20 protein-coding genes are annotated in these 22,355 nt (G+C 69.8%); 4 read left to right on the top strand and 16 right to left on the bottom strand.

Translation table 11 applies throughout. The features are described from left to right. Window positions 1-44 precede the first annotated feature (44 nt). Complete coding sequence (locus tag M2157_RS20900; protein WP_280865931.1) at window positions 45-1,319, top strand: PucR family transcriptional regulator; 1,275 nt, start codon at window positions 45-47, stop codon at window positions 1,317-1,319. Here M2157_RS20900 and M2157_RS20905 read toward each other — a convergent pair. The 9 genes from M2157_RS20905 to hemL all read right to left on the bottom strand — a co-directional run bounded on the left by M2157_RS20905 (window position 1,316) and on the right by hemL (window position 10,612). After that, complete coding sequence (locus tag M2157_RS20905; RefSeq protein ID WP_280865932.1) at window positions 1,316-2,215, bottom strand: transglutaminase domain-containing protein; 900 nt, start codon at window positions 2,213-2,215, stop codon at window positions 1,316-1,318. The two genes, M2157_RS20900 and M2157_RS20905, sit on opposite strands and share 4 nt — an antisense overlap. A 130-nt stretch (window positions 2,216-2,345) precedes the next feature. Next, window positions 2,346-2,744 (bottom strand): SRPBCC domain-containing protein, encoded by a 399-nt coding sequence (locus tag M2157_RS20910; protein WP_280865933.1) that lies wholly within the window; start codon window positions 2,742-2,744, stop codon window positions 2,346-2,348. Between the two features lie 95 nt (window positions 2,745-2,839). Further along, window positions 2,840-3,940 carry a c-type cytochrome biogenesis protein CcsB gene (ccsB, locus tag M2157_RS20915; RefSeq protein ID WP_280865934.1) on the bottom strand — a complete coding sequence of 367 codons (1,101 nt, stop codon included), beginning with the start codon at window positions 3,938-3,940 and terminating at the stop codon, window positions 2,840-2,842. Beyond that, window positions 3,937-5,715, bottom strand: a complete 1,779-nt coding sequence (locus tag M2157_RS20920; protein ID WP_280863225.1) for a cytochrome c biogenesis protein ResB — start codon at window positions 5,713-5,715, stop codon at window positions 3,937-3,939. Before M2157_RS20920 ends, ccsB begins: the two co-directional genes overlap by 4 nt. Before the next feature lie 3 nt (window positions 5,716-5,718). Next, entirely contained in the window at window positions 5,719-6,492 is a 774-nt protein-coding gene (locus M2157_RS20925; RefSeq protein ID WP_280863226.1) for a cytochrome c biogenesis protein CcdA, read from the bottom strand. A 1-nt stretch (window position 6,493) separates the two neighbouring features. Then, on the bottom strand, window positions 6,494-7,102 hold the full coding sequence (locus M2157_RS20930; protein ID WP_280863227.1) for a TlpA disulfide reductase family protein: 609 nt from the start codon (window positions 7,100-7,102) through the stop codon (window positions 6,494-6,496). 66 nt (window positions 7,103-7,168) lie between these two features. Next, complete coding sequence (locus M2157_RS20935) at window positions 7,169-8,431, bottom strand: hypothetical protein (protein WP_280865935.1); 1,263 nt, start codon at window positions 8,429-8,431, stop codon at window positions 7,169-7,171. 175 nt (window positions 8,432-8,606) lie between these two features. Next, window positions 8,607-9,296, bottom strand: a complete 690-nt coding sequence (locus M2157_RS20940) for a histidine phosphatase family protein (RefSeq protein ID WP_280865936.1) — start codon at window positions 9,294-9,296, stop codon at window positions 8,607-8,609. Continuing rightward, window positions 9,293-10,612: a glutamate-1-semialdehyde 2,1-aminomutase gene (hemL, locus tag M2157_RS20945; protein WP_280863230.1), complete on the bottom strand. Its 1,320-nt coding sequence runs from the start codon at window positions 10,610-10,612 to the stop codon at window positions 9,293-9,295. Before hemL ends, M2157_RS20940 begins: the two co-directional genes overlap by 4 nt. A 303-nt stretch (window positions 10,613-10,915) precedes the next feature. On the opposite strand from hemL, the gene M2157_RS20950 reads away from it, so the two are divergent. Further along, window positions 10,916-11,572 carry a hypothetical protein gene (locus tag M2157_RS20950; protein WP_266515282.1) on the top strand — a complete coding sequence of 219 codons (657 nt, stop codon included), beginning with the start codon at window positions 10,916-10,918 and terminating at the stop codon, window positions 11,570-11,572. A 51-nt stretch (window positions 11,573-11,623) separates the two neighbouring features. Here the strand turns inward: M2157_RS20950 and M2157_RS20955 are convergent, their stop codons facing one another. Further along, window positions 11,624-12,805 (bottom strand): M20 family metallopeptidase, encoded by a 1,182-nt coding sequence (locus M2157_RS20955; RefSeq protein WP_280863231.1) that lies wholly within the window; start codon window positions 12,803-12,805, stop codon window positions 11,624-11,626. A gap of 50 nt (window positions 12,806-12,855) precedes the next feature. Then, on the bottom strand, window positions 12,856-14,409 hold the full coding sequence (locus M2157_RS20960; RefSeq protein ID WP_280865937.1) for an AbgT family transporter: 1,554 nt from the start codon (window positions 14,407-14,409) through the stop codon (window positions 12,856-12,858). A gap of 137 nt (window positions 14,410-14,546) precedes the next feature. Here M2157_RS20960 and M2157_RS20965 point away from each other — a divergent pair, with 137 nt between their 5' ends. Continuing rightward, complete coding sequence (locus M2157_RS20965) at window positions 14,547-15,578, top strand: Lrp/AsnC family transcriptional regulator (RefSeq protein WP_280865938.1); 1,032 nt, start codon at window positions 14,547-14,549, stop codon at window positions 15,576-15,578. A gap of 25 nt (window positions 15,579-15,603) precedes the next feature. On the opposite strand, the gene M2157_RS20970 is transcribed toward M2157_RS20965, so the two are convergent. Genes M2157_RS20970 through M2157_RS20985 form a run of 4 tightly spaced genes read right to left on the bottom strand, consistent with a single transcriptional unit; the run spans window position 15,604 to window position 20,150 of the window. After that, entirely contained in the window at window positions 15,604-16,962 is a 1,359-nt protein-coding gene (locus tag M2157_RS20970; RefSeq protein ID WP_280865939.1) for a GH1 family beta-glucosidase, read from the bottom strand. Window positions 16,963-16,982: 20 nt separating this feature from the next. Then, window positions 16,983-17,822: a carbohydrate ABC transporter permease gene (locus tag M2157_RS20975; RefSeq protein WP_280868257.1), complete on the bottom strand. Its 840-nt coding sequence runs from the start codon at window positions 17,820-17,822 to the stop codon at window positions 16,983-16,985. A gap of 13 nt (window positions 17,823-17,835) precedes the next feature. After that, window positions 17,836-18,828 carry a sugar ABC transporter permease gene (locus M2157_RS20980; RefSeq protein WP_280865940.1) on the bottom strand — a complete coding sequence of 331 codons (993 nt, stop codon included), beginning with the start codon at window positions 18,826-18,828 and terminating at the stop codon, window positions 17,836-17,838. A gap of 5 nt (window positions 18,829-18,833) precedes the next feature. Then, complete coding sequence (locus M2157_RS20985) at window positions 18,834-20,150, bottom strand: sugar ABC transporter substrate-binding protein (RefSeq protein ID WP_280865941.1); 1,317 nt, start codon at window positions 20,148-20,150, stop codon at window positions 18,834-18,836. A 159-nt stretch (window positions 20,151-20,309) separates the two neighbouring features. On the opposite strand from M2157_RS20985, the gene M2157_RS20990 reads away from it, so the two are divergent. Next, the gene (locus M2157_RS20990) at window positions 20,310-21,569 is read left to right on the top strand and encodes an ROK family transcriptional regulator (protein WP_280863237.1); all 1,260 of its coding nucleotides are present in this window, start codon (window positions 20,310-20,312) and stop codon (window positions 21,567-21,569) included. 430 nt (window positions 21,570-21,999) lie between these two features. Here M2157_RS20990 and M2157_RS20995 read toward each other — a convergent pair whose 3' ends face one another. Continuing rightward, a complete protein-coding gene (locus M2157_RS20995; RefSeq protein WP_280865942.1) occupies window positions 22,000-22,320 on the bottom strand; it encodes a putative quinol monooxygenase in 321 nt (106 codons plus the stop codon). Window positions 22,321-22,355 lie beyond the last annotated feature (35 nt).

Raw genomic sequence — 22,355 nt, forward strand, 5'->3', positions numbered from 1 at the left:
CTCTCCCGGCAGCCCACATCCGGACGAACTGTCGGGAGGCGCGCATGCCCGCACTCACCCTTCGCGAGATCCTCGCCCTCGATCCCGTCCGCGCCGCCGAGCCCGAGCTGCTGGCCGGACACACCGCTCTGGACCGCCCGGTGCGCTGGGTCCATTCCAGCGAGGTCTACGAGGGCGCGAACTTCCTGGACGGCGGTGAGCTGCTGCTCACCAACGGTTTCGGGCTGATGGACGCCGCCGAGGAGGTCCGTCGTCGTTACGTCCGCGAGCTGGCCTCCCGGGGCGTCGCCGGGCTGGCCGTGGAGGTCGGGCGGTCCCTGCCGGCGATGCCCGCCGAGGTGGTCGACGAGGCCCGCCGCCGTGAGCTGCCGCTGCTGGCCATGCACCGGGTCGTGCCCTTCGTCCGGATCACGGAGGCCGCCAACCGGGCGATCGTGGCTCGCGGGCTGTCGGGCCGTTCGGTCGTACGGCCATGGGGCGACGACCATACGGCGGCACTGCTCGCCGACCTGGCCGACCGGGCGGCGCTGAATCAGCCGGAGGTGGAGGCGCGGGCGGCGCTCGCGGGCTTCCATCCCGGCCCCGGCGCCCGGCTGATCGGGGTGTCCCTGCACGGCACGCGGGAGGTCGGGACGGTCGACCGCGCGGTACGGCTGCTCGGCGGTGCGGGCGTGCTGCGGGCCGCGTTCCCGGGTGACGTCCTGGCGCTGCTGTCCCTGCCCGGGGCGCGCCCCGGTGACCCCGTGAAAGCGGTGCAGGAAGCGTTCCGCAAGGCCGCCGATCCCGGGCTGACCGTGGCGGTGGGACACGCCGTCTCCGTCTCCCAGGGCGGCTGGCTGCGCTGGAGCGACACACTGCGGGCGGCTCGTACGACACTGGAGCTGGCGCTGACGGTCCCCGCGGCCGAACCGGCCTCCCCCGACGGCCCGTTGGTGACCTCGTCCCGGGCCCTGGCGCTGGAACGCGAACTGACGCGGGGCGGGGTGGACGCCAACCGGGAACGCCTCGCGGCGCTGGTGCAGCACACCCTGGGGCCGTTGCTGGCCTGGGAGGCGGCTCACCCGAGCGACCTGGTCCGCACCCTGGAGACCCACCTCCGCAACGGCTGCTCCCCGACCCGAACGGCGGCGCTGCTCCACATCGGCCGCCAGTCCCTGTACCAACGCCTGGAACGCATAGAGACGTTGCTGGGACTGGACATCAACGACTCGGACCTGCTGGGCGAGTTGCTGACGGCGACATGCGCCCACCGGGTGGTGGAGCGTTCCGAGTGGGCGCGTTCAGCCACCACGGCGCCGCACTTCAAACGAACCGCTTAACGCAGTGTGACCAGGTGCGTCCCGTTGAAGGGCGCGTAACACGTGACCGTCGACGGCGTCCGCAGCACATCCTCCTCGGCGAACAGCTTCCGCGCGGCCTCGTACGACACGTCCCCGCTCACCACAGGCGCCACCCGGTCGTAGAACTCCCGCGACGCCTCGGGCAACGGCGTCCCCGGCTCGCCGTCGTCCTCACCCCAGACGTCCCACAACAGCGTCTCCACCTTGTTCAGCGCGGCGAGGTCGAGCCGGATGTTCCCGGCCACGAACCGCTCACCGAAGAAGGGCCCCTCGGTCGGCCGGTGCAGCCCGAACTCCGTCTCGTCCGCCCCGTCCTCCCGGATCGCCCGCCAGGCCTCCCCGGCGACGAGAAAACGTGACCGGGGGACATCCATCGGGTCGAAGTCCACGGGCCAGTTGGCGGTGATCCCGGGGTCGGTCAGCTGCGCGTCCGCGAGCAGCCAGCCCCGCTTCTCGTCCCAGTACTCGGTGACCACGTGGTCACCGTGGAAGCGGGTCGGCCAGAAGTAGTCGGCGAACCCGGACCGCAGCCGGGCCGGGATGCCGACATGGCGCAGCAACGAGACGTGCAGCAGCGTGAAGTCGCGGCAGATCCCGACGAACCGGTCGTCGGGCTCGCGGCGCACGGTCAGCGGGGCGTCGTTCCGCTCGACGATGATCCGCAGGACGTCGTCGATGTAGCGGGACTCCGCGTCGTTGTGCAGGCGGTCGGCCGGATGGGTGTGTCCGAAGAGCTCGCCCTCGACGCGATGGATCATCACATCCCGTACGACACGGGCCAGTCGACCGGCGTCGCGCGGCAGGTCGCCGTAGAGATGAGCGAGATCGCCCGGGTCGGAGAACGTGCTCTGGGCGGCGTAGAAGGAAAGGGACACGACGGCCTCCCGAAAGGCGTCATCGACCACGTGTTCGATTACGGGCCGGCGCACCCCACCGTGTCAAAATCCGCCGCCGAATGTCCAGACGGCGCGGATCCCTGACCGTTCCCGTGCCGACCGGACGCTTCTATGCGTCCAGGATGTCCAGCAGCCGTTCGAAGCGCGCCCGCCACCCGGGCTCGGTCTCGCCCTCCCCCTCGTACTCGTGCGTGAAGCGCAGTACGGCCCCGGTCTCCCCGTCCCGCTCCAGATGGAACCGGACCCGGTCGCCCCGCTCCAGGGTGTACTCCGCGACCCGGTCCACGTCCCACGCCGTGACCTCCCCCTCCCCCAGGACCGGCAGCACGACCGCGCCGCCGAGCCGCGGCTCGAGCACCTCCACCCCGGTCCACCAGGCCCCCAGCCCCTCCACGGTGGCCACCGCCGGCCAGACCGTCTCCATGGGGGCCGGCAGCCGCACCAGGAAGTGCAGGATGCGGGTGCTGCCGTGGGTCTGGCTGCTGCCCTGCTCGACGGAACCGCTCATGACACCAGGGTGGCGCGGAGCCCGGTTGCCCGCACGGCGAAGGCCGGTTTCCCATGACCTGGGTCACGGGAAACCGGCCTTCGCCGCACGTGGGTTCAGACGCCGGCGTAGGAGTGCTTGCCGGTGACGAAGATGTTGACGCCGTAGTAGTTGAACAGCCAGCAGCCGAAGGCGAGCATCGCCAGGTAGGCGGCCTTGCGGCCCTTCCAGCCGGCGGTGGCGCGGGCGTGCAGGTAGCAGGCGTAGGCGACCCAGGTGATGAACGACCAGGTCTCCTTGGGGTCCCAGCCCCAGTAGCGGCCCCATGCGTCACCGGCCCAGATCGCGCCCGCGATGATCGTGAACGTCCACAGCGGGAAGACGGCCGCGTTGACGCGGTAGGCGAACTTGTCGAGGCTCGCGGAGGCGGGCAGCCGGTCCAGGACGGAGTTCGCGAACCTGCCGGGGGTGCCGCCGGACGCGATCTTGTTCTCGTAGCTGTCCTTGAAGAGGTACAGGATCGTGGCGACCGCGCCGACGTAGAAGACCGCGCCGCAGAAGATCGCGGTGGAGACGTGGATGTACAGCCAGTACGAGTGGAGGGCGGGAACCAACTGGTCGCTGGCGGTGTACAAGACAGTGACGGCCAGGCCGAGATCGAGGAGGACCGTGGTGATCAGGAACAGCCCGAGCCAGCGCACGTTCTTCTTCAGGGTCAGCAGCCCCAGGTACACGGCGACGGCCACCGTGGAGAAGGTGATGTTGAACTCGTACATGTTGCCCCAGGGCGCCCGCTCCACCGAGGCCGCGCGGGCGACGACCCCGGCGAGCTCGACGAGAAAGGCGAGCACCGTGAGGGAGATGGCGATACGCCCGTAGAGGTCGCCCTGCTCGTCCCCGCCGTGCGCACCGGGCCCGTCGGGCACGTTCCGCGAGCCGGCCGCGGACCGCACCACGACCTGCGGCCGCTCCAGTACGGCGGTGCTGCCGCCCTTGTTCACGGTGACGGCCGGCGCCTCGGCCTTGGCCTTCGCGTCGGCGGTGAGCGCGGCGGCGGTCCGGCCGACCTTGCTGCGACTGCCGAGGAGCCATTCGGCGATGTAGGCGAAGAAGGCCAGCGTGTAGACGGCCATCGACGAGTAGATCAGCGTGTTGCTGATGTTGGCGAGGTGCTCGTTGGTGGCGGTGGCCAACTCGGTTGCGGCGGCGAGAGTCATTTCTCAGGCCTTTCGGCAGGTACGACTTGAGGGTCGGGGGTGGTTGGCTCGGTGCTCGGCTCCGGGGCGGGGTCGGCGACCGGGGACTTGGCGGAGGGCGGGGTGTCGGGGGCTGCGTCGGAGTCGGGTGCCCCGGGCGCCTGGTCGTAGAGAACCCCCGCCAGTTCGCCCAGTTCCTCCGGCACCTTCGCCGACTCGCTGCGGCCGAGGCCGGCCATCTCCACGACCGTCACCCCGTCGGCGCCGCGCACCGCACGTACCCACACCCGGCGGCGCTGGATGAACAGGGACGCGGCGAGGCCGAAGATCGCGGTGAGGGCGCCGGCGAGGGCCCAGCCGCTGGCGGGCTGCTGGACGACCTGGAAGTTCGCCCACTGCTTGGTGCCCTCGTAAGTGACCGAACCGGCGCCGCCCGGGAGCTGCATGGTCTGGCCGGGCTTCAGGTTCTCCCTGAGCTGCGCGCCCTTGGAGTCCTTGAACTCCTTCACATGCGACTTGTCGAGCTGGTACACGCTCTGCGGGATGCCGGAGTCGACGCCGAGGTCACCGTGGTACGGCGCGAGGTTGAGCACCGGGTTGTTCAGCGCGGGGAAGGTGGAGGCCGTCTCGCTGCCCTTGGTGTAGGTCGGCAGGAAGAAGGCCGAGATGCCCAGCTGTTCGCTGACGCCCTTGGGGTTCCTGTAGCCGTCGAGGACCTTGATCACACCGGTGGAGGTGACGTTGGAGTCGAGCGGCAGCATCGCCACGGCGTCGTGGAAGACGACGTTGCCCTTGCCGTCCCGCACGGTGATGAGGGGCGCGTAGCCGTGGGCGGTGAGGTAGACCTTCGCGTCGCCGATCTCCAGCGGCTCGTTGACCTTGACGAGGGTCTTGTGGTCCTTGCCGTAGGCGCCCTCGCTGTAGGTGATGGCGGCCTGGTAGAGGCGCGGGGTGCCCTTGTTGGGGCCGGAGGTCTCGTAGGTGCCGGTGAACTTGTTCAGAGTGAAGCTGAGCGGCACCAGATCGCCGGTGTCGAAGAGGTTCCCGGACTTGAAGTCGTCGTACTGGGTGAGGGTGTTGGAGAAGCCGTCGCCCTCGACGACGAGTTTGTTGCCCTCGGACTTGAAGAGCTGGCCCCAGGCGAAGGCGGTCAGCATCACGATGAGCGCGATGTGGAAGGCGAGGTTGCCGACCTCGCGCAGATAGCCCTTCTCACCGGCGGCGTTGTCACCGGTGAGGTGGGCGCGGAAGCGCTTCTTCTTCAGCAGGGCGAGCGCTGCCTCGCGGACCTGCTCGGGCTCGGCCGTGGTGCGCCAGGTGGTGTAGGCGGGCAGCCGGGTCAGCCGCTTCGGGGCGCCCGGCGGACGGCTGCGCAGCTGCCCGACGAACTGCCAGGTCCGGGGCACGATGCAGCCGATGAGGGAGACGAACAGCAGGATGTAGATCGCGGAGAACCACACCGAGCTGTAGACGTGGAAGAGGCCGAGCTTGTCGTAGACGTCCCCGAGGGTGGGGTTGTTCTTGACGAAGTCGGCGACCTTCGTGGCGTCGGTCCCGCTCTGCGGGATCAGCGAGCCGGGGATGGCACCGAGCGCCACCAGCAGGAGCAGCAGCAGCGCGACCCGCATGGAGGTCAGCTGGCGCCAGAACCAGCGGGCCCAGCCGACGACCCCCAGGGCGGGCATGCTCAGGCTCTCCGCGGGCGCGGTGGACAACTGGGAGCCCGCGGCGCCGAGGTCCTGGTCGCCGACGGGAGCGTCGGGGGTGGCGCGGGTGGCAGGTGTGGTCTTGCTCATGGATCAGATCCCCACAGTGAAGCCGGCGGACCAGGACTGGACGTCCTGCACGAGGCGGTCCCACGCGCCGGTCAGCAGCAGCAGTCCGGTCACGATCATCATGGTGCCGCCGATGCGCATGACCCAGACGTAGTGGCGCTTGACCCAGCCGAAGGCGCCGAGCGCCTTGCGGAAGGCGACCGCGGCGAGCACGAAGGGCAGGCCGAGGCCGAGGCAGTAGGCGACGGTCAGTATGGCACCGCGGCCCGCGCTGCCCTGCTGGGAGGACAGGGCGATCACCGAGGCGAGCGTGGGGCCGATGCAGGGGGTCCAGCCGATGCCGAACAGCGCGCCGAGCAGCGGGGCACCGACCAGGCCCATGGTGGGCCGGTTGTGGAAGCGGAACTCCCGCTGGGTCATCCAGGGCATCAGGCCCATGAAGAAGACGCCCATGAGGATCATGAGCCCGCCCAGCACCTTGGACAGCACGCTCTGGTTCTCCTGGAGCGTCTGGCCGAAGTAGCCGAACAGCGCCCCGCTGGAGACGAACACCGCGGTGAAGCCGAGCACGAACAGGGAGGCGCCCGCGACCATCCGGCCGCGCCGGGCCTCGGCCAGGTCGGTGCCGGTGACGCCGGTGACGTAGGACAGATAGCCCGGGACCAGCGGCAGGACGCAGGGCGAGAAGAAGGAGACCAGGCCGCCGAGGACCGCGATGGGCAGGGCGAGGAGCATCGCGCCGTTGAGGACGGTGCCGTTGTAGCCCGTTTCGGCGGCGAGCGTGACGACTGCGCTCACGTCACTTCTCCGCGAGGACCGGGTTGATCATCTTGCGCAGCTTGCTCTCGCTGAGCGCGGCCAGCGAGCGGGCGGCGATCTTGCCGTCCCGGTCGATGACGAGCGTGGAGGGCACGGCCTGCGGGTTGAGGGTGCCCTTGGCGAAACGGAGCATCAGCTTGCCCGTCGGGTCGTACAGGCTGGGGAAGGTGATGCCCATGTCCTTCTCGAAGGCGCGGGCGTTCTGGACGCTGGTGTCGCGGGTGTTGACCCCGACGAACTGCACGTCCTGGCCCTTGAGCTGCTTGGAGACCGCCTCGAGGTTGGGCGCCTCGGCCCGGCAGGGGGCGCACCAGGAACCCCACATGTTCAGGACGACGACCTTGCCCTTGAAGTCGGCGACGTCGAGCTGTCCCCCGTCGACGGTCTTGCCGGACAGGTCGGGGGCGGTGCCCCGGTCCCCCGGCTCGGCGGTGGAGATGCCGTCCGCGCCCATGATGAAGTTGGTGTCGCCGCCTCCGCCCGAGGTGCCGCCCGAGCTGCAGGCGGACAGGGTCAGCGCTGCGGCTGCGGCACCCGCGGTGAGCAGGGTGGTACGGACTCGGGAGCGGCTACGACTGGCGGCACTCATGTGAAAAGTTTCGCATGCCCGTTCTGGGGATCTTGCCCACCCCCCTTGTGGGCGGAAACCCGCATTTCAGGCGGCGTTCGACGAGGTCGCCGAGGTGTCCTTGAGGAACCCGTTCCAGCCACCCACCGGCTCCTGGCCGACGTCGAGCGTACGGAGCTTGGCGAGGACCTCCGGCTTCTGGACGTCCATCCAGTCGACGAACTGCCGGAAGGAGACCATGCGGATGTCCGCGCCCTTCTCCTTCTCCTGCGCGATGTGGGTGAAGGCCCGCTCGACGGCGTCCATGTAGATGCCGCCGTTCCAGTGCTCGAAGTGGTTGCCGACGAAGAAGGGGGCGCGGTTGGTCTCGTAGGCCCGCTTGAAGCCGGAGATGTAGGCGTCGGCGGACTGCTCGCGCCAGGCCGGGTAGTTGTAGGCGGGCGCGTTGGTCGAGTTGATCGACTGGTTGGCGAGCATGTTGTAGTCCATGGACAGGACCTCGAAGCTGCGGCCGGGGAAAGGTATCGCCTGCAGGGGGAGGTCCCAGATGCCGTTCTTCTTCTCGGGCCAGACCTGACGGCCGCCGGGCGAGGAGGCGTCGTAGCGCCAGCCGAGCTCGCGGGCGGTCGGCAGCAGGTTGTTCTGGCCGAGCAGACAGGGGGTGCGGCCGCCGACGAGTTCCTTCTCGTAGTCGAAGGGCAGCGCGGGCAGGTCGGTCCAGCCGGTGTTGGTCCGCCACTCCTTGACGAAAGCTTTCGCCTGCGCGATCTCCGAGCGCCATTGAGCCGGCGTCCAGTTGCCCACGGTGCCGTAGCCGGAGCAGAAGTGGCCGTTGAAGTGGGTGCCTATCTCGTGCCCCTCGAGCCAGGCCCGGCGGACGTTGGTGAGGGTCGCCTTGACGTGCTCGTCGGTGAGGTAGCCGATGTCCGAGGCGCCACGGGGGTTGTTCGGGGGGTCGTAGAGCCGCTTCTTCGACTCGGGCAGCAGATACAGCCCGGAGAGGAAGAAGGTCATGTGCGCGTCGTGCTTCTTGGCGAGGTCGAGGAAGCGCGGGAAGAGGCCGTTGCCGACCTCGCCGGCGCCGTCCCAGGAGAAGATCACGAACTGCGGCGGGGTCTGACCGGGCTCCAGCGGCACCGGTTTGCCGGGCTGGCGGGGCTGCTTGCCGGTGAAGGAGGTGGAGCCGTCACCGATGGGCCGGGCCGTCGGCGTCGGCGCGTGCGTGGGCTTGGAACCCGAGGTGTGGGTCACCCCGTCCGACCCGGTGAGGGTTCCGCAGCCCGAGAGCCCCACGGCGGCCGCGGCGCCCGCACCGATACCTATTGCTCCCCTTCGGGTGAGAGAGTGCATGCTTCCCCGATTCGTCACGTTCTCTGGTGGTCACCCAGTCAGAGGAGACGAGGAGGGGGAGGGTTCCGGCACAATTTGCGGATTCGGTAACAGAGGGGCCGCGCCGCCGCGCCCCTTCAGGGGCGCGGGGAACTGCGCGACCAGCCACAACGGACCGGCAGTTCCCCGCGAACCGCTAGGCTCCGAACGCTTTGCTCTTGCCCTTCACCGGCCTGGCGCCCGCCCGGAGATGAACCGGCACAAGATCGATCGCGGGCTCGCTGTAGCCGACGGAGACGATCCGGTCGCCCTGGTAGGTGAAGGACGTGAGCGAGGCGAGCGTGCACTGCCGCTTGCGCGGGTCGTGCCACAGCCGCCGCTTCTCGACGTACGAGCGCACGATCCAGATCGGCAGCTGATGGCTGACGAGCACAGCCTCATGCCCCCGCGCCCGGTCCCGCGCAGCGTCCAGCGCGCCCTTCATCCGGACGACCTGGTCGACGTACGGCTCGCCCCAGGACGGCTTGAACGGGTTGACGAGGTGCTTCCAGTTCTCGGGGTTCTTCAGCGCCCCGTCGCCCACCCCGAAGGTCTTGCCCTGGAAGACGTTCTCGGCCTCGATGAGCCGCTCGTCGGTCGCGATGTCGAGGCCGTGGGCCTTGGCGATCGGCGTGGCGGTCTCCTGCGCCCGCTCCAGCGGGGAGGCGCAGACGTAGGTGACGTCCCGGGCGGCGAGGTGCTCGGCGACCCGGTCGGCCATCTGCCGCCCGAGCTCGGACAGGTGGTACCCGCCGAGACGGCCGTACAGCACCCCGTCGGGGTTGGCGACCTCGCCGTGCCGCATGAGGTGGACGACGGTGATGTCGCTGTTGGTCGAGGTGCTCATGCTGCCGTGGCCTCCGCCGCCGCTCGGGCCGCCGCCGGAAGGGCGTCGGCGATCCGCTGAACCGCCTGCTCGTCATGGGCCGTGGACACGAACCACGACTCGAAGGAGGACGGCGGCAGGTAGACGCCGTTCTCCAGTAGGGAGTGGAAGAAGGCGGTGAACCGGAAGGACTCCTGCGCCTTGGCGTCCTCGTAGTTGCGCACCGGCCGGTCGGTGAAGAACACCGAGAACATGTTGGAGGCGTTCTGCACGGTGTGCGCGACGCCTTCCTTGCCGAGCGCCTCGGAGACCAGCGACTGGATCTGCTGGGAGACGGCGTCGATCCTGACGTAGGCGGCGTCGTCGAGCAGCCGCAGCTGGGCGAGGCCGGCGGCGGTGGCGACGGGGTTCCCGGAGAGGGTGCCGGCCTGGTAGACGGGCCCGGCGGGGGCGAGGTGGGCCATGACGTCCGCGCGCCCCCCGAAGGCGGCGGCGGGGAACCCGCCCCCCATGACCTTCCCGAAGGTCAGGAGATCGGGCCGGACGCCGTCGATGCCGTACCAACCACTGCGGCTGGTCCGGAACCCGGTCATGACCTCGTCGGAGATGTAGAGGGCGCCGTTCTGCGCGCAGGCGTCCTTCAGCCCCTGGTTGAACCCGGGCAGCGGCGGCACGACGCCCATGTTGCCGGGCGAGGCCTCGGTGATCACACAGGCGATCTCACCGGGGTGCCGGTGGAAGGCCTCGTGGACGGCTTCGAGATCGTTGTACGGCAGCACGATCGTGTCCCCGGCCTGGGCACCGGTGACGCCCGGGGTGTCGGGAAGCGCGAAGGTGGCCACGCCGCTGCCCGCCGCGGCCAGCAGCGAGTCGACGTGACCGTGGTAACACCCGGCGAACTTGATGACCTTGGTGCGCCGGGTGAAGCCGCGGGCGAGCCGGATCGCGGACATGGTGGCCTCGGTCCCGCTGGAGACGAGCCGCACCTGCTCGAGCGGTTCGACGCGGGCGACCATCTCCTCGGCGAGCGCGACCTCGCCCTCACCGGGGGTGCCGAAGGAGGTGCCCTTCGACACCGCCTCCTGGACGGCGGCGATCACCTCGGGGTGGGAGTGCCCGAGGATCATGGGGCCCCAGGAGCAGACGAGGTCGACGTACTCGCGCCCGTCGGCGTCCGTCAGGTACGGGCCGGTGCCGGACACCATGAAGCGGGGAGTGCCGCCCACGGCACGGAAGGCGCGGACGGGGGAGTTCACGCCGCCGGGCGTGACGGCGGACGCGCGGTCGAACAGGGCCTGCGAGACAGGCGCATCGTACGAATAGGGCAATTCACTCATATCCTGCGACTACTCCGACCTTCTCCGGTGCGTTCGGCTTTCTCAAACTCCATTGCCGGTGACTACCTCAGGGTAGGCCAGGCCTCGAAAGCCCCCGGTCCCCGGCGATCTGCGAAACTGGATGCAGATACACACAGCTCACGGAGACGATGGCACGGAGCCGTTTGTTCAGGGGCTGCGAAGATCCTGCGGACAGGTGTTTCAGCGCACGTTTCGGCGGGCGGCCGTGGGGGAGGTCACTGACACGATGATCGGGTTGCGCGGCGGGGGTCGCGCGTCCTAGAAAAGCAGTCGGGTGGAGATATGCATCGCGGTGGCGGACTGGGCGAGGGGACCGATGACCTGGGTCCTCGACGTGCCCGGCGGGGAAGGCACCGGCGCGAGGCGGAGGAAGCGGCCGAGACACGTCAGGGGCGGGGCGCCTCGGGCGCCTCGGGCACCCCGGATGAGTCGGAACGCGACGAGCGACGTATCGAACGTCGGATCGATCCGTTGAGGGCGGGAAGCAGGAATGGTGGTCGGGTGGGGGTGACGTACAAGTACTTCGGCGCGCCCGACGGCGCGACCGCGGCCCGCGTCCCGATCTCGATGCGCCCCGAGGAACTCGGCGGCGACGAGCTCGGGATGAACGGCATGTTCACCAAGATCAAGCCGGAGACCATGGCAGCGATGGTCCTCACCGGCATCGAAGGCGTCCCCCTGCACAAGGTCCCCCCGCTCGAACTGGTCGTCCTGCACCCCGACTACGCGGTGGTCAAACTCCCCATGACGGTCGTGGACCCGCTGCGCGGCATAGGCGAGGAAGCGGTCGGCGCGGCGGCTTTCATCTGGTCGACGGTCCCGGACCGGGGCGGCCCGAGGGACGCGTTCAACGTGTACCAACTGCTGCACGAGTGGCAGGACTTCAGCCATCGGCTGCACGAGGCGGGACATCAGCCGTATTGCCTTGTGTGGCCGTGACCGGGTCTCACCGGTAGCGGGCGGGGTCTTCGGGCCTCGCCCTTTTCGTGTTCAGCCGCGCAGGGGCTCCGCCAGCCGTACCAGCAGCCCCGCGACCAGGGCGGTCTGGGCGGGCACGGTGTCGGGGTAGACGAACTCGCCCTGGGCGTGGGCGCCGTCGCCGACCGCGCCCATGCCGCACAGCACCGGCAGGCCGAGGGCGGCGACGAAGTTGGCGTCGCTGGCGCCGCCGACGGCGGCGGTGGGCAGCTCCGCACGGCCTTGTTCGCGGGCGACCTCGCGGGCGAGGTCCAGGAGCGGGGCGGAGGCGGCGTTCAGGGTCATCGGCGGCCGGTTCCAGGCGTGGTCGACCTTGACGCGTACGCGGGGGTCGCTGACGTCGATGGCGTCCAGTTCGGCGTCGACGCGGTCCTGCTCGGCCTGGCTGCTGACCCGGATGTCGACGCTCGCGGTGGCCCGCCCGGCGACGACGTTGGTGGCGGAGCCGCCCTTGATGAGGCCCGTGTTGATCGTGGTGCCCTTGTCGGGCGCGGCGACGCCCGCCGCCGCGACGACGAACTCGGACAGCGCGGTGATCGCGCTCGCCCCGTCCTGGGGCGCGAGCCCGGCGTGCGCCTCGACGCCGGTGACCGTGACCTCGAAGATCCCGGTGCCCTTGCGGCCGGTCTTGACGGCACCGTGGGCGGTCGGCTCCAGTACCAGCGTCACGTCGGCCTTCTGGGCGACCTCCTCGATCACCGGGCGCGAGGACAGGGAACCGATCTCCTCGTCGCCGTTGAAGAGGAAGGTGACGGTGGGGAGTCCGGTGCCGGTCTCGCGGGCCAGTTTCAGAGCCCAGATTCCCTGTGCGAGACCGGTCTTCATGTCGAAGATGCCGGGCGCGCTGAGTCTGACCCGCCCGTCGCCGTCCGGCTCCGGCTGCTCCCAGTCCGCGAGCGTGCCGGTCGGCCACACGGTGTCGTAGTGCCCCACCAGCATGACGTGGCCGGAGCCCGTGCCGGTGTAGGTCAGGGTGAGGGTGTCCCCGCACTCGCCGCCCGGGTACCGGTGTTCGTGGTCGGGGTGGCCGAGCCGGTGCACGGCCAGCTCACGGAGGAGATCGAGGCCCTCCGCGAGGGCGGCCAGGTCGTAACTGCCGGTCTCCTGACGGACGAGTGTCAGGATGTCGGTGACGATCTCCGACGAGACGTCCTGGGCGCGGGCGGTGAGGGCGGCGACGGGCGATGCGGTCATGGTCTGCTTTCTCGTACGAAGGTGCGGGGCGCTGTCGCGGCGGGGCCGGGTCAGCTGATGCCGAAGGGAAGGCCGAGCAGGTACCAGGCCACGAAGAACGCGACCCAGACGACCCAGACGACGGCGGCGATCGGGATGGTGAAGGAGGCCAGCGTGCCGATGCCGGCGGACTTCTTGTGCTGCTGGATGAAGCCCAGCGCCATCGCGAAGTACGGGCTCATCGGGGTGACGCAGTTGGTGACCGAGTCGGCGACGCGGTAGACGGCCTGAGTGGTCTGGGGCTCGATGCCGATGAGCATCAGCATGGGGATGAGCACCGGGGCGGCCAGCGCCCACAGGGCGGAGCCGCTGGTGATCACGAGATTCATGAAGGTGATCAGTACGGCGATGCCGACCAGCACGGTCCAGCCGCTCAGGTGCATCTCCTTCAGGGTCTCCGCGCCCTCGACGGCGATGACGTTGCCGATGTTCGTCCACTTGAAATAAGCGAGGAACTGGGAGATCGCGAAGAACAGGACGAGGATCGGGGCATAGGTGCGCGTGCCCTCGACCAGCGCGTCGACGATGTCACCGGCCGTGCGGAAGGTCCCGGCGCTGCGGCCGTGGACCCAGCCGAGCAGGGAGAAGAACAGGAACAGCACGATCGACATGCCCGAGATCACCGGAGACTCGACCAGGGAGCCGTGCTCGCCGCGCAGCGGGGAGTTCACCGGGATCATGGCCGCGGTCAGGACCGCGATGAAGCCGACGGCGGCCAGGCCGGTCATCCGCAGGGCGCGGCGCTGCACCGGGGTGACCTCGACCGCCTTCAGCTCCTCGGCGCTCAGCGCCTGCACCGGCTCGTCGGGGGCCAGGTCCGAGCGCTGGGAGATGACCTTGTCCACGACGAGCGTGATGACCAGGGCGACGAGGACGGACGAGGCGAGGCCGAAGAAGTAGTTCGCGACCGGAGTGACGGTGAGGTGCGGGTCGATGGTGTGCGCGGCAGCCGTGGATATCGACGACAGCAATACGTCGGTGGTGGTGAGGGACGGGGAAGCGTCGTAGCCGGCGGAGATGGAGACGTAGGCGACGATGCAGCCGAGGACGGGACTGCGTCCGGCGGCGCGGAAGACGAGAGCCCCGAGCGGTATGAGGGTGACGTACGCGGCGTCGCCCGCGACGTGGGCGACCATCGCCGTCATCGACAGCGCGAAGGTGAGGTACCTGCCCGGCACGCGGGCGACCATGCGGCGCAGCAGGGTCGTGAACAGGCCACTCGCCTCGGCGACCGCGATACCGAAGCCCACGATGAGGATCGTGGCCAGCGGCGGGAAGGTCGCGAAGTTGTCGACGGCCCCCTCGACCATCGTCGTGACGCCGGCCTTGCTGAGCAGGCTCTGCACCTTGATGGTCTCGTGCGTTCCGGGATGCGCGGTGCTGACCCCGGCCGCCGCCAGGATCGCGCTGAGGACGATCACGACCCCCGCGAGGATCCAGAACAGCCAGAACGGGTTGGGCAGCTTGTTGCCGACCTTCTCGATCGCGGCGAAGGCGCGGAACGCGGTGCGCAGGGCTCTTGAGGGAGGCTCGGTCGGCTGGGGTTGGGTCGTGGTGGCACTCATGGGTACCTCTTCGTGCATTCAGAGGGGACTGCCGGGGATGTTCCTGCAAACCATGGCAGCCAATTGAGAGATTCTCCAGTCTCGGTGTGTAACAGTGGGATTAACCGGCAAGCCTCGGCAGTCTAAGGTGGGACACCATGACCCGTCCTCTCCTCGACGAGCTCGACCGGCGCCTCATCGGGGCACTACACCTGGCGCCCCGGGCCACCTGGGACGACATCGGCGCGATCCTGTCCGCCGACGCCAGCACGCTGAAGCGCCGTTACGACCGGCTGCAGGAGGCCCGGATGGTCCGCGTGATCGGGCAGTCCGACTGGGGAATGCACTCCACGGCGATGCCGGTGCACGTTTTCCTGGACATCGCGGGCGAGACGCCGCTGGCCGTCCTCGACCGGCTCCGTGGCCTGCCCCATCTGCAGCTCCTGGCCCAGATCTCCGGCGACCATCCGCTCTACGCCGTCGTCCACGCCCCCTCGGAGGCGGCCACCAGCGAGGCGATCGACCGGATGTTCTCGGTCCCCGGCGTCCGCCACGTCAAGGCCCTGCCCGCGCTCAGCACGCTGCGCCGGGGCATCACCTGGGACCCTCAGTTCCTGACCGACACCGAACGGGCCGAGCTGCTGAAGCTGACCGGCGCGCCGGCGGCAGGCACCGCGACCGCGACCGCGACGCCCCCCGCGAAATCCCTGAGCGAGGCCGAGCGCACGGTCGTCGCCCAGCTGATCCAGGACGGCCGGGCCTCCGCCGCGAGCATCGCCCGGGCCGCCGACCTCGCCACCTCGACCGCCCACCGCGTCGTACGCCGCGTCCTGGACGAACGCTGGGTCCAGCCGCGCCTGGAGATCGTGTCGGAGTGGCTGGGCTTCCAGACCCCGTTCATGCTGCGCCTGCGGGTCGCCCCCGGCGAGACCCCCGAGGTCATGCGCCGCCTCGATCAGCTCGCCCAGACCCGACTGGCCGCCCACGTGGCCAGCGACATGTCCGTCCTGGCCACCGGTCTGGTCACCGACCGCTCCGCACTGGCACGCTTCATCGACGACGAGTTGGCGAAGATCCCCGGCATCATCACCGTCAGCGTCGACGTCATGCTCGCGGAGCCGCGCCGCTACTGGCTGGACCGGGACCGGGTGTCGGGGCTCGGGGAGTTCCACGCGCCGACGTTGCTCTGAGTCGCAGAAAGAGGCCGACGGCCGCTCAGGCAGCCTTGCGCCCCCTCTCCCCATGCGCCCGGATGACGTCCGCGTACCGGTACCCCGTGCCCTTGATCGTGCGCCGCTGTGTCTTGTAGTCGACGTGGACCAGGCCGAAGCGCTTGTCGTAGCCGTAGGCCCACTCGAAGTTGTCCAGCAGGGACCAGGCGAAGTAGCCGGCCAGTGGGGCGCCCTTGCGGGCGGCGGAGGCGCAGGCGGCCAGGTGGGCGGTCAGGTACTCCTGGCGTTCCGGGTCGTCGATCGTCCCGTCGGGGCGTACGACGTCGGGGTAGGCGGAGCCGTTCTCGGTGACGTAGAGCTTGCGGGCGCCGTACTCGTGCGTGAGGCGGAGCAGGAGGGTCTCGATGCCGTTGGCGTCGATCTCCCAGTCCATGCCGGTGCGGGGCACGCCGGGGCGGGGCACCTGGCGGGCCCGTGGGGCCGGTCCGGTGGGGTCGTCGGCGACGGTGACCGGCATGTAGTAGTTGAGGCCGAGCCAGTCCAGGGGTGCCGCGATCGCCGCCGAGTCGCCTGCCCTTTCCGGGAGTTCGACGCCGTAGACCTCGCGCATGTCCGCCGGGAAGCCGCGGCCGTGGACCGGGTCGAGCCACCAGCGGTTGGTGTGGCCGTCCATGCGGCGGGCGGCGTCGAGGTCTTCCGGCCTGTCGGTGGCCGCGTGGACTGTCGAGAGGTTGGTGACGATGCCGACCTGGGCGGACGGGGACGCGGCGCGGATCGCCCGGGTGGCCAGGCCGTGGCCGAGCAGGAGGTGGTAGGAGGCGCGGACGGCGGCCGTGAGGTCGGTCAGACCGGGGGCCATCGTGCCCTCCAGGTGGCCGATCCAGGCCGAGCACAGCGGTTCGTTGAGCGTGGCCCAGTGGTTCACCCGGTCGCCCAGCCGGCCGGCCACGACCGAGGCGTACGCGGCGAAGTGCTCCGCGGTGTCGCGTGCGGGCCAGCCGCCGCGGTCCTGGAGCACCTGGGGCAGGTCCCAGTGGTAGAGGGTGACGGACGGGGTGATGCCGGCGGCCAGCAGGGCGTCGATCAACTCGTCGTAGAAGTCGAGGCCCTTGGGGTTGACCGGGCCGTCCCCTCCCGGCATCACGCGCGGCCAGGCGATGGACAACCGGTAGGCGTTGGTGCCGAGTCGGCGCATCAGGTCGATGTCCTCGCGCCAGCGGTGGTAGTGGTCGCAGGCGACGTCGCCGGTGTCGCCGCCCGCCACCTGGCCGGGGGTGTGCGAGAAGGTGTCCCAGATCGACGGCGAACGGCCGTCCTCCGCCACCGCTCCCTCGATCTGGTAGGCCGCCGTGGCCGTCCCCCACAGAAAGTCGTGCGGGAGTGCGGCGAGGTCGATGCTCACGAAAGTCCTTTCACGGTCGGTCACTTGACGGCGCCCGCCGTCAGCCCGGCGACGAGATAGCGCTGGAGCAGCAGGAACCCGGCGACCACGGGGACGCTCACCACCAGCGAGGCGGCCATGATCTGGTTCCAGTACACGTTGTTGAGCGTGGAGTAGCCCTGGAGGCCGACGGCGAGCGTGCGGGTGGCGTCGTTGGTCATCACCGACGCGAAGAGCACCTCGCCCCAGGCGGTCATGAAGGCGTAGACGGCGACCGCGACGATCCCGGGGATCGCGGCGGGCACGACGACCCGGAAGAGCGCGCCGAACGGCCCGCAGCCGTCCACCAGCGCGGCCTCGTCCAGATCGCGCGGCACCGAGTCGAAGTACCCGATCAGCATCCAGATCGAGAACGGCAGGGAGAAGGTCAGATACGTCAGGATCAGCCCGCCCCGCGAGCCGAACAGGGCGATTCCGGTGGCGTTGCCGATGTTGACGTAGATCAGGAAGAGCGGCAGCAGGAAGAGGATGCCCGGGAACATCTGCGTGGACAGCACGGTGACCGTGAAGACGCGCTTGCCGCGGAACTCGTAGCGGCTGACGGCGTACGCGGCGAACACCGCGATCACCACCGAGCAGACGGTCGCCGCGCCCGCCACGATCAGCGAGTTCACGAAGTACCGCGCGAGCGGGATCGTCGACCAGATGTCGATGTACGGCCGGATCGTCAGCCGGCTCGGCAGCCAGTGGAACTCGCCCGTCACGTCCGCCAGCGGCTTCAGTGAGCTGGAGACCATCACGTAGACCGGCACCAGGACGAAGCCGGTGAGCAGGGTGAGGAAGATCCGCCGGGACCAGAAGAATGTACGCGGCGGTGCCATGGGCGAGCGGGGGCTAGACATCGGCCGGCTTCCTTCCCCGGGAGGTCAGCAGGAGGTAGACGCCCGTCACCACGAGCAGGAACAGCAGCAGCAGGACGGACATCGCGGAGCCGGTGCCGAAGTTCCAGGTCACGAAGGACGCCTGGTAGATGTGGACCGAGATCAGGTCCGCGGCCTCCGGAGCCGACTTGCCGAACAGGACGAACGGCGTGTTGAAGTCGTTGAACGTCCACAGGAACAGCACCAGGAGCAGCACCTGGTTGACGGGCCGCAGGGACGGGAGCGTGATCCGCCGGATCTGCTGCCAGATCCCGGCGCCGTCCAGGGCCGCCGCCTCGTACAGCTCGCCGGGGATGTTCTGGAGGCCGGCCATGACGATGAGGAAGGCGAACGGCCAGCCCTTCCACACCGAGACGGTCAGCAGCGCCCAGAAGCTGTTGTCGCCGATGAGCCAGAAGGACGGCTTGTCGGTGAGGTGGAGCTGGTCGTGCAGGACATGGTTCACCAGGCCGTTGTCGTGCTGGAACATGAACACCCAGGTGATGACGGCCGCGTAGACCGGCAGGGCGTACGGCACCAGGAACAGGGCGCGCAGCAGGCCCCGGCCGCGGAAGGTGTCCTGCAAATAGACCGCCGCCGCCGTCCCGACGATCCAGCACAGGGCGACCGACAGCAGCGTGAAGGCCACCGTGACCAGGAACGAGTGCAGCAGCGCCTCGCCGACCGGGGCGTCGAAGTCCACCGACACCTGGTAGTTGTCGAGGCCGGACCAGGGCGCGGTGCCCCAGTCCCGGATGTAGAACTGCGTGAGCTCCTTGAAGCTCATCACGATGCCGATCACCATCGGCACCAGGTGGACCAGGAGTTCGAGGAGCAGGGCCGGGAGCAGGAGCAGGTACGGCAGGCCGACGCGGCGGATCCTTCCGGGGCGGCGGCGGGGACCCGGGTGCGCCGCCCCGGAAGGGTTCTGGTGCACGGCGGCCTCCGCGGGCGCGGTGGTGGTCATCGTGCTCACTTCGCCGGCATCTGCTGCTGGGCCTTCTCCAGCGCCGCCCTCACCGAGTCGGTGGTGACCGCGCGTCCGGCGGCCGCGTCGGCGAACAGGTCCTTGACGGCGGTTCCCACGGCCGTCTCGAACTGCGACTCGTCGGCGACCTGCGGCAGCGCGGCCGCGCTGGTGGCGAGGGTGTTCTTGAGGACCTCGTTGGGGCCCGAGCTGAACACGCTCTCCGCCTGCACGCTCTTGACCGGCGGGATGGAACTGTAGGCGGTGTTGAGGATCTTCTGCTCGGCGTCGCCGGTCATGAACTTCACGAACTTCTTGGCGCCGTCGATGTTGTCGGTGTTCTTGAAGACGGCCAGGTTGATGCCCATGACGGCCGAGTTGACCTGGGTGCCGGGACCCGGTGTGCCGGACTGCACGGGCACCGGTGCGATGCCGTACTTGTCCTCGCTCATGCCCTGGGACTTGAGGTTGGCGGCGGCGGACTGCCACAGCAGCATGGCCTGGTTGCCCTTGGCGAAGTCGCTCACCGACTGGTTCTGGGCGTACTCGGCGTCGCCGGTCGGTATGACCTTGTCCTTGGCCATGAGGTCGACGTACTGCTTGACCGCGGCGACCACGTTGTCGTTGGTGAAGTCGGGCTTGCCGTCGGCGGTGAAGAACTCGCCGCCGTGCTGCTTGGCGAAGACGAAGACGTGGTGGATGTTCTCCGACAGGTTCGCGCCCTCCGCGCCGAGCGCCGACTTGCCCTTGGCCTGGATCTTCTTGCCGTCGGCGATCAGTTCGTCCCAGGTGGCCGGGGGCTTCGTGATGCCGGCGTCGGCGAAGATCTCTTTGTTGTAGTAGAGGGCGTAGGCCATCGAGTAGAGCGGGACCGCGGCCGGGTCCTGGCCCTCGGCGCCGGTGGAGCCGAGCGCGGAGTCGACGAAGCGGTCCTTGCCGCCGATCGCGGCGAAGTTCTTGGTGTCCCAGGGCAGCAGCGCGCCGGTGGCCTGGAGGGAGGCGCTCCAGGTGTTGCCGATGTTGAGGACGTCGGGGCCCTGGCCCGAGGTGGTCGCGGTGAGGATCCGGTTGAGCAGGTCGGACCAGGGGACGACCTCGAGCTTGACCTTGATCCCGGTCTGCTTCTCGAACTTGTCGAGCTCGGGCTGGAGGACCTTCTTGTCGACCTCGATGCTGGCGCCCTGGTTGGAGGCCCAGTAGGTCAGGGTCTTCGGCGAGTCGTTGGACCCGCCGCTCGTCGACGAGCCGCCGCCGCAGGCGGTCACAAGGGTCATGAGGGAAACGGTGACCGCACCGGCGGCCGCGGCTCGGGTTCTGCGCATGGCTCTGGTGTCCCTTCCAGGGGAGACCCCGGGTGCGTTCGCTTCTCGAACGCCGTCCCGGAGTTAATTTATGGTGTGATTTAAGACGCGAAGGAAAGTCGCGTCAAGGGTCGGCGCAGCGGTATCTTGCAGGTCGAGGCGGCGTCGGAAAGGATCCACATGGCGGGGCGTAACGGGCGGACGGTGCGTGACCTGCGACGGGGCAACCGGGCCGCCGTACTGCGACGGCTGTATTTCGACGGGCCGATGAGCCGCTTCGAGCTGGGCCCGGCCACCGGTCTGAGTGGCGGCTCCATCAGCAACGTGGTCGCGGAACTGGTCGAGGACCACCTCGTCGAGGAGGCCGGCACCGTCGAGTCCGACGGCGGCCGCCCCCGCACCCTGCTGCGCGTCGCCCCCTCCGGCGGCCACATGATCGGCGTCGATGTCGGCGAGACCCGCGTGCGCGTCGAGCTCTTCGACCTCACCCTCACCGAACTCGCCCGCACCGAACGGCCGCTGGAACATCACGGCTACGACGTCGAGGTCGTCGTCGGCCACATCCGGGACGGCATCGCCGAGGTGCTCGCCGACACGGACATCGCCCCCGAACAGCTCCTCGGCGTCGGCATCGGAGTCCCCGGCATCGTGGCCCGCACCCCCGGGCAGGGCGCGGTGGTGCACGGCCAGACGATCGGCTGGGACGCCGTCCCGCTCGAGTCCCTGCTGCGTTCGACCTGTGAACTCCCCGACTCCGTCCCGTACTTCATCGACAACGGCGCCCGCACGCTCGGCCAGGCCGAGCTGTGGTTCGGCGCCGGCCGGGGCTCCCACAACGCGGTGGTCGTCCTCTTCGGCTCGGGCATCGGCGCCTGTCTCGTCACCGAGGAGGTGCAATACGGCCGCCCTCTGGAGTGGGGCCATGTGACCGTGCAGGTCAGGGGACGCCGCTGCCGCTGCGGTGCCCTGGGCTGTCTTGAGGCCTACGCGGGGGCGGGGGCGATCGTCGACCGCTGGCGTGAGGCGGGCGGCCGGCCGCCCGTGGGCGCCGACGAGGAGACCGCGCTGTCCGCGCTGCTCGCCGCCGCCCACCCGGCCGAGGACGCCGAGGCCGACCCGGTGGCCCTCACCGTCCTGGAGGAGACCGCCGAGTACGTCGGCGCGGGCCTGTCCGACCTGGTCAACCTCTTCCAGCCCGAACGCATCCTCATCGGCGGCTGGGCAGGCCTCCAGCTCGGCACCCGCTTCCTGCCCGCCGTACGCCGGTACGCCGACGCGTACGCCCTGCGCCACCCGGCCGAACGCGTCTCCATCGACCTCGGCAGGCTCGGCCCGGACGCGGTCACGGTCGGCGCGGCGAGCCTGCCCCTCGCCGACCTCTTCGCCCGGGGCGGACGGCCCGCCGCACCCGGGCAGGACCGCGAGAGCGCGACCGGCTGACCGGAGCCGGATCGCGAGGACGCCAGCGAACCGACCCGGAGCCGGCGCCGGAGCCGGAGGACACTGCCGGCCGACCGAAGCTGAAGCGCGACGGGGACCACGGGTCCAAGCGGTCACCGTCGGCGCGGCGAGCCTACCCCTCGCCGACCTCTTCGCCCGGGGCGGACGGCCCGCCGCACCCGGGCAGGACCGCGAGAGCGCGACCGGCTGACCGGAGCCGGATCGCGAGGACGCCAGCGAACCGACCCGGAGCCGGAGCCCGGGGACACTGCCGGCCGACCGAAGCTGAAGCGCGACGGGGACCACCGGTCCAACAGGACTGAAGCACGTCGGGGCGAGGCCGACCGGCCCCGGAGCGCGAGCGGCCGGGACACGGCCGTCGGCGTCACCGGCGGATCAACACCCCCTCCCCGGCACTGCGCCGGCCCGGTCAGACCACCGGGTCGAGGAACGTCAGTACGGACGCGGTCTCCTCGATCAGCGGGGTCAGCGCGGCGTTGAAGGGGCCGCCGTACGGGGCGTTCAGGTGCGCCTGGAAGGCGTCCTCGTCCCGGTACACCTCGAAGATCCAGAAGGCGCGTGGGTGCGAGGCCTTGGTGTAGACGTCGAAGGCGAGGTTGCCTTCCTCCGCACGCACCTTGTCGGCGTACTCCACGATCATGCGGGCGACCTCGTCCTGCGCTCCCTCACGGGCGGTGAACTCGGCGAGCAGGGTCTTCTTCGCATTCACGGCGGTCTGACGTGGGCTCATGAGCTGCTCTTCTCTGCGAACGTGCGCCCCTAACG

It is taken from the genome of Streptomyces sp. SAI-127, assembly GCF_029894425.1.
Classification (GTDB): Bacteria; Actinomycetota; Actinomycetes; order Streptomycetales; family Streptomycetaceae; genus Streptomyces.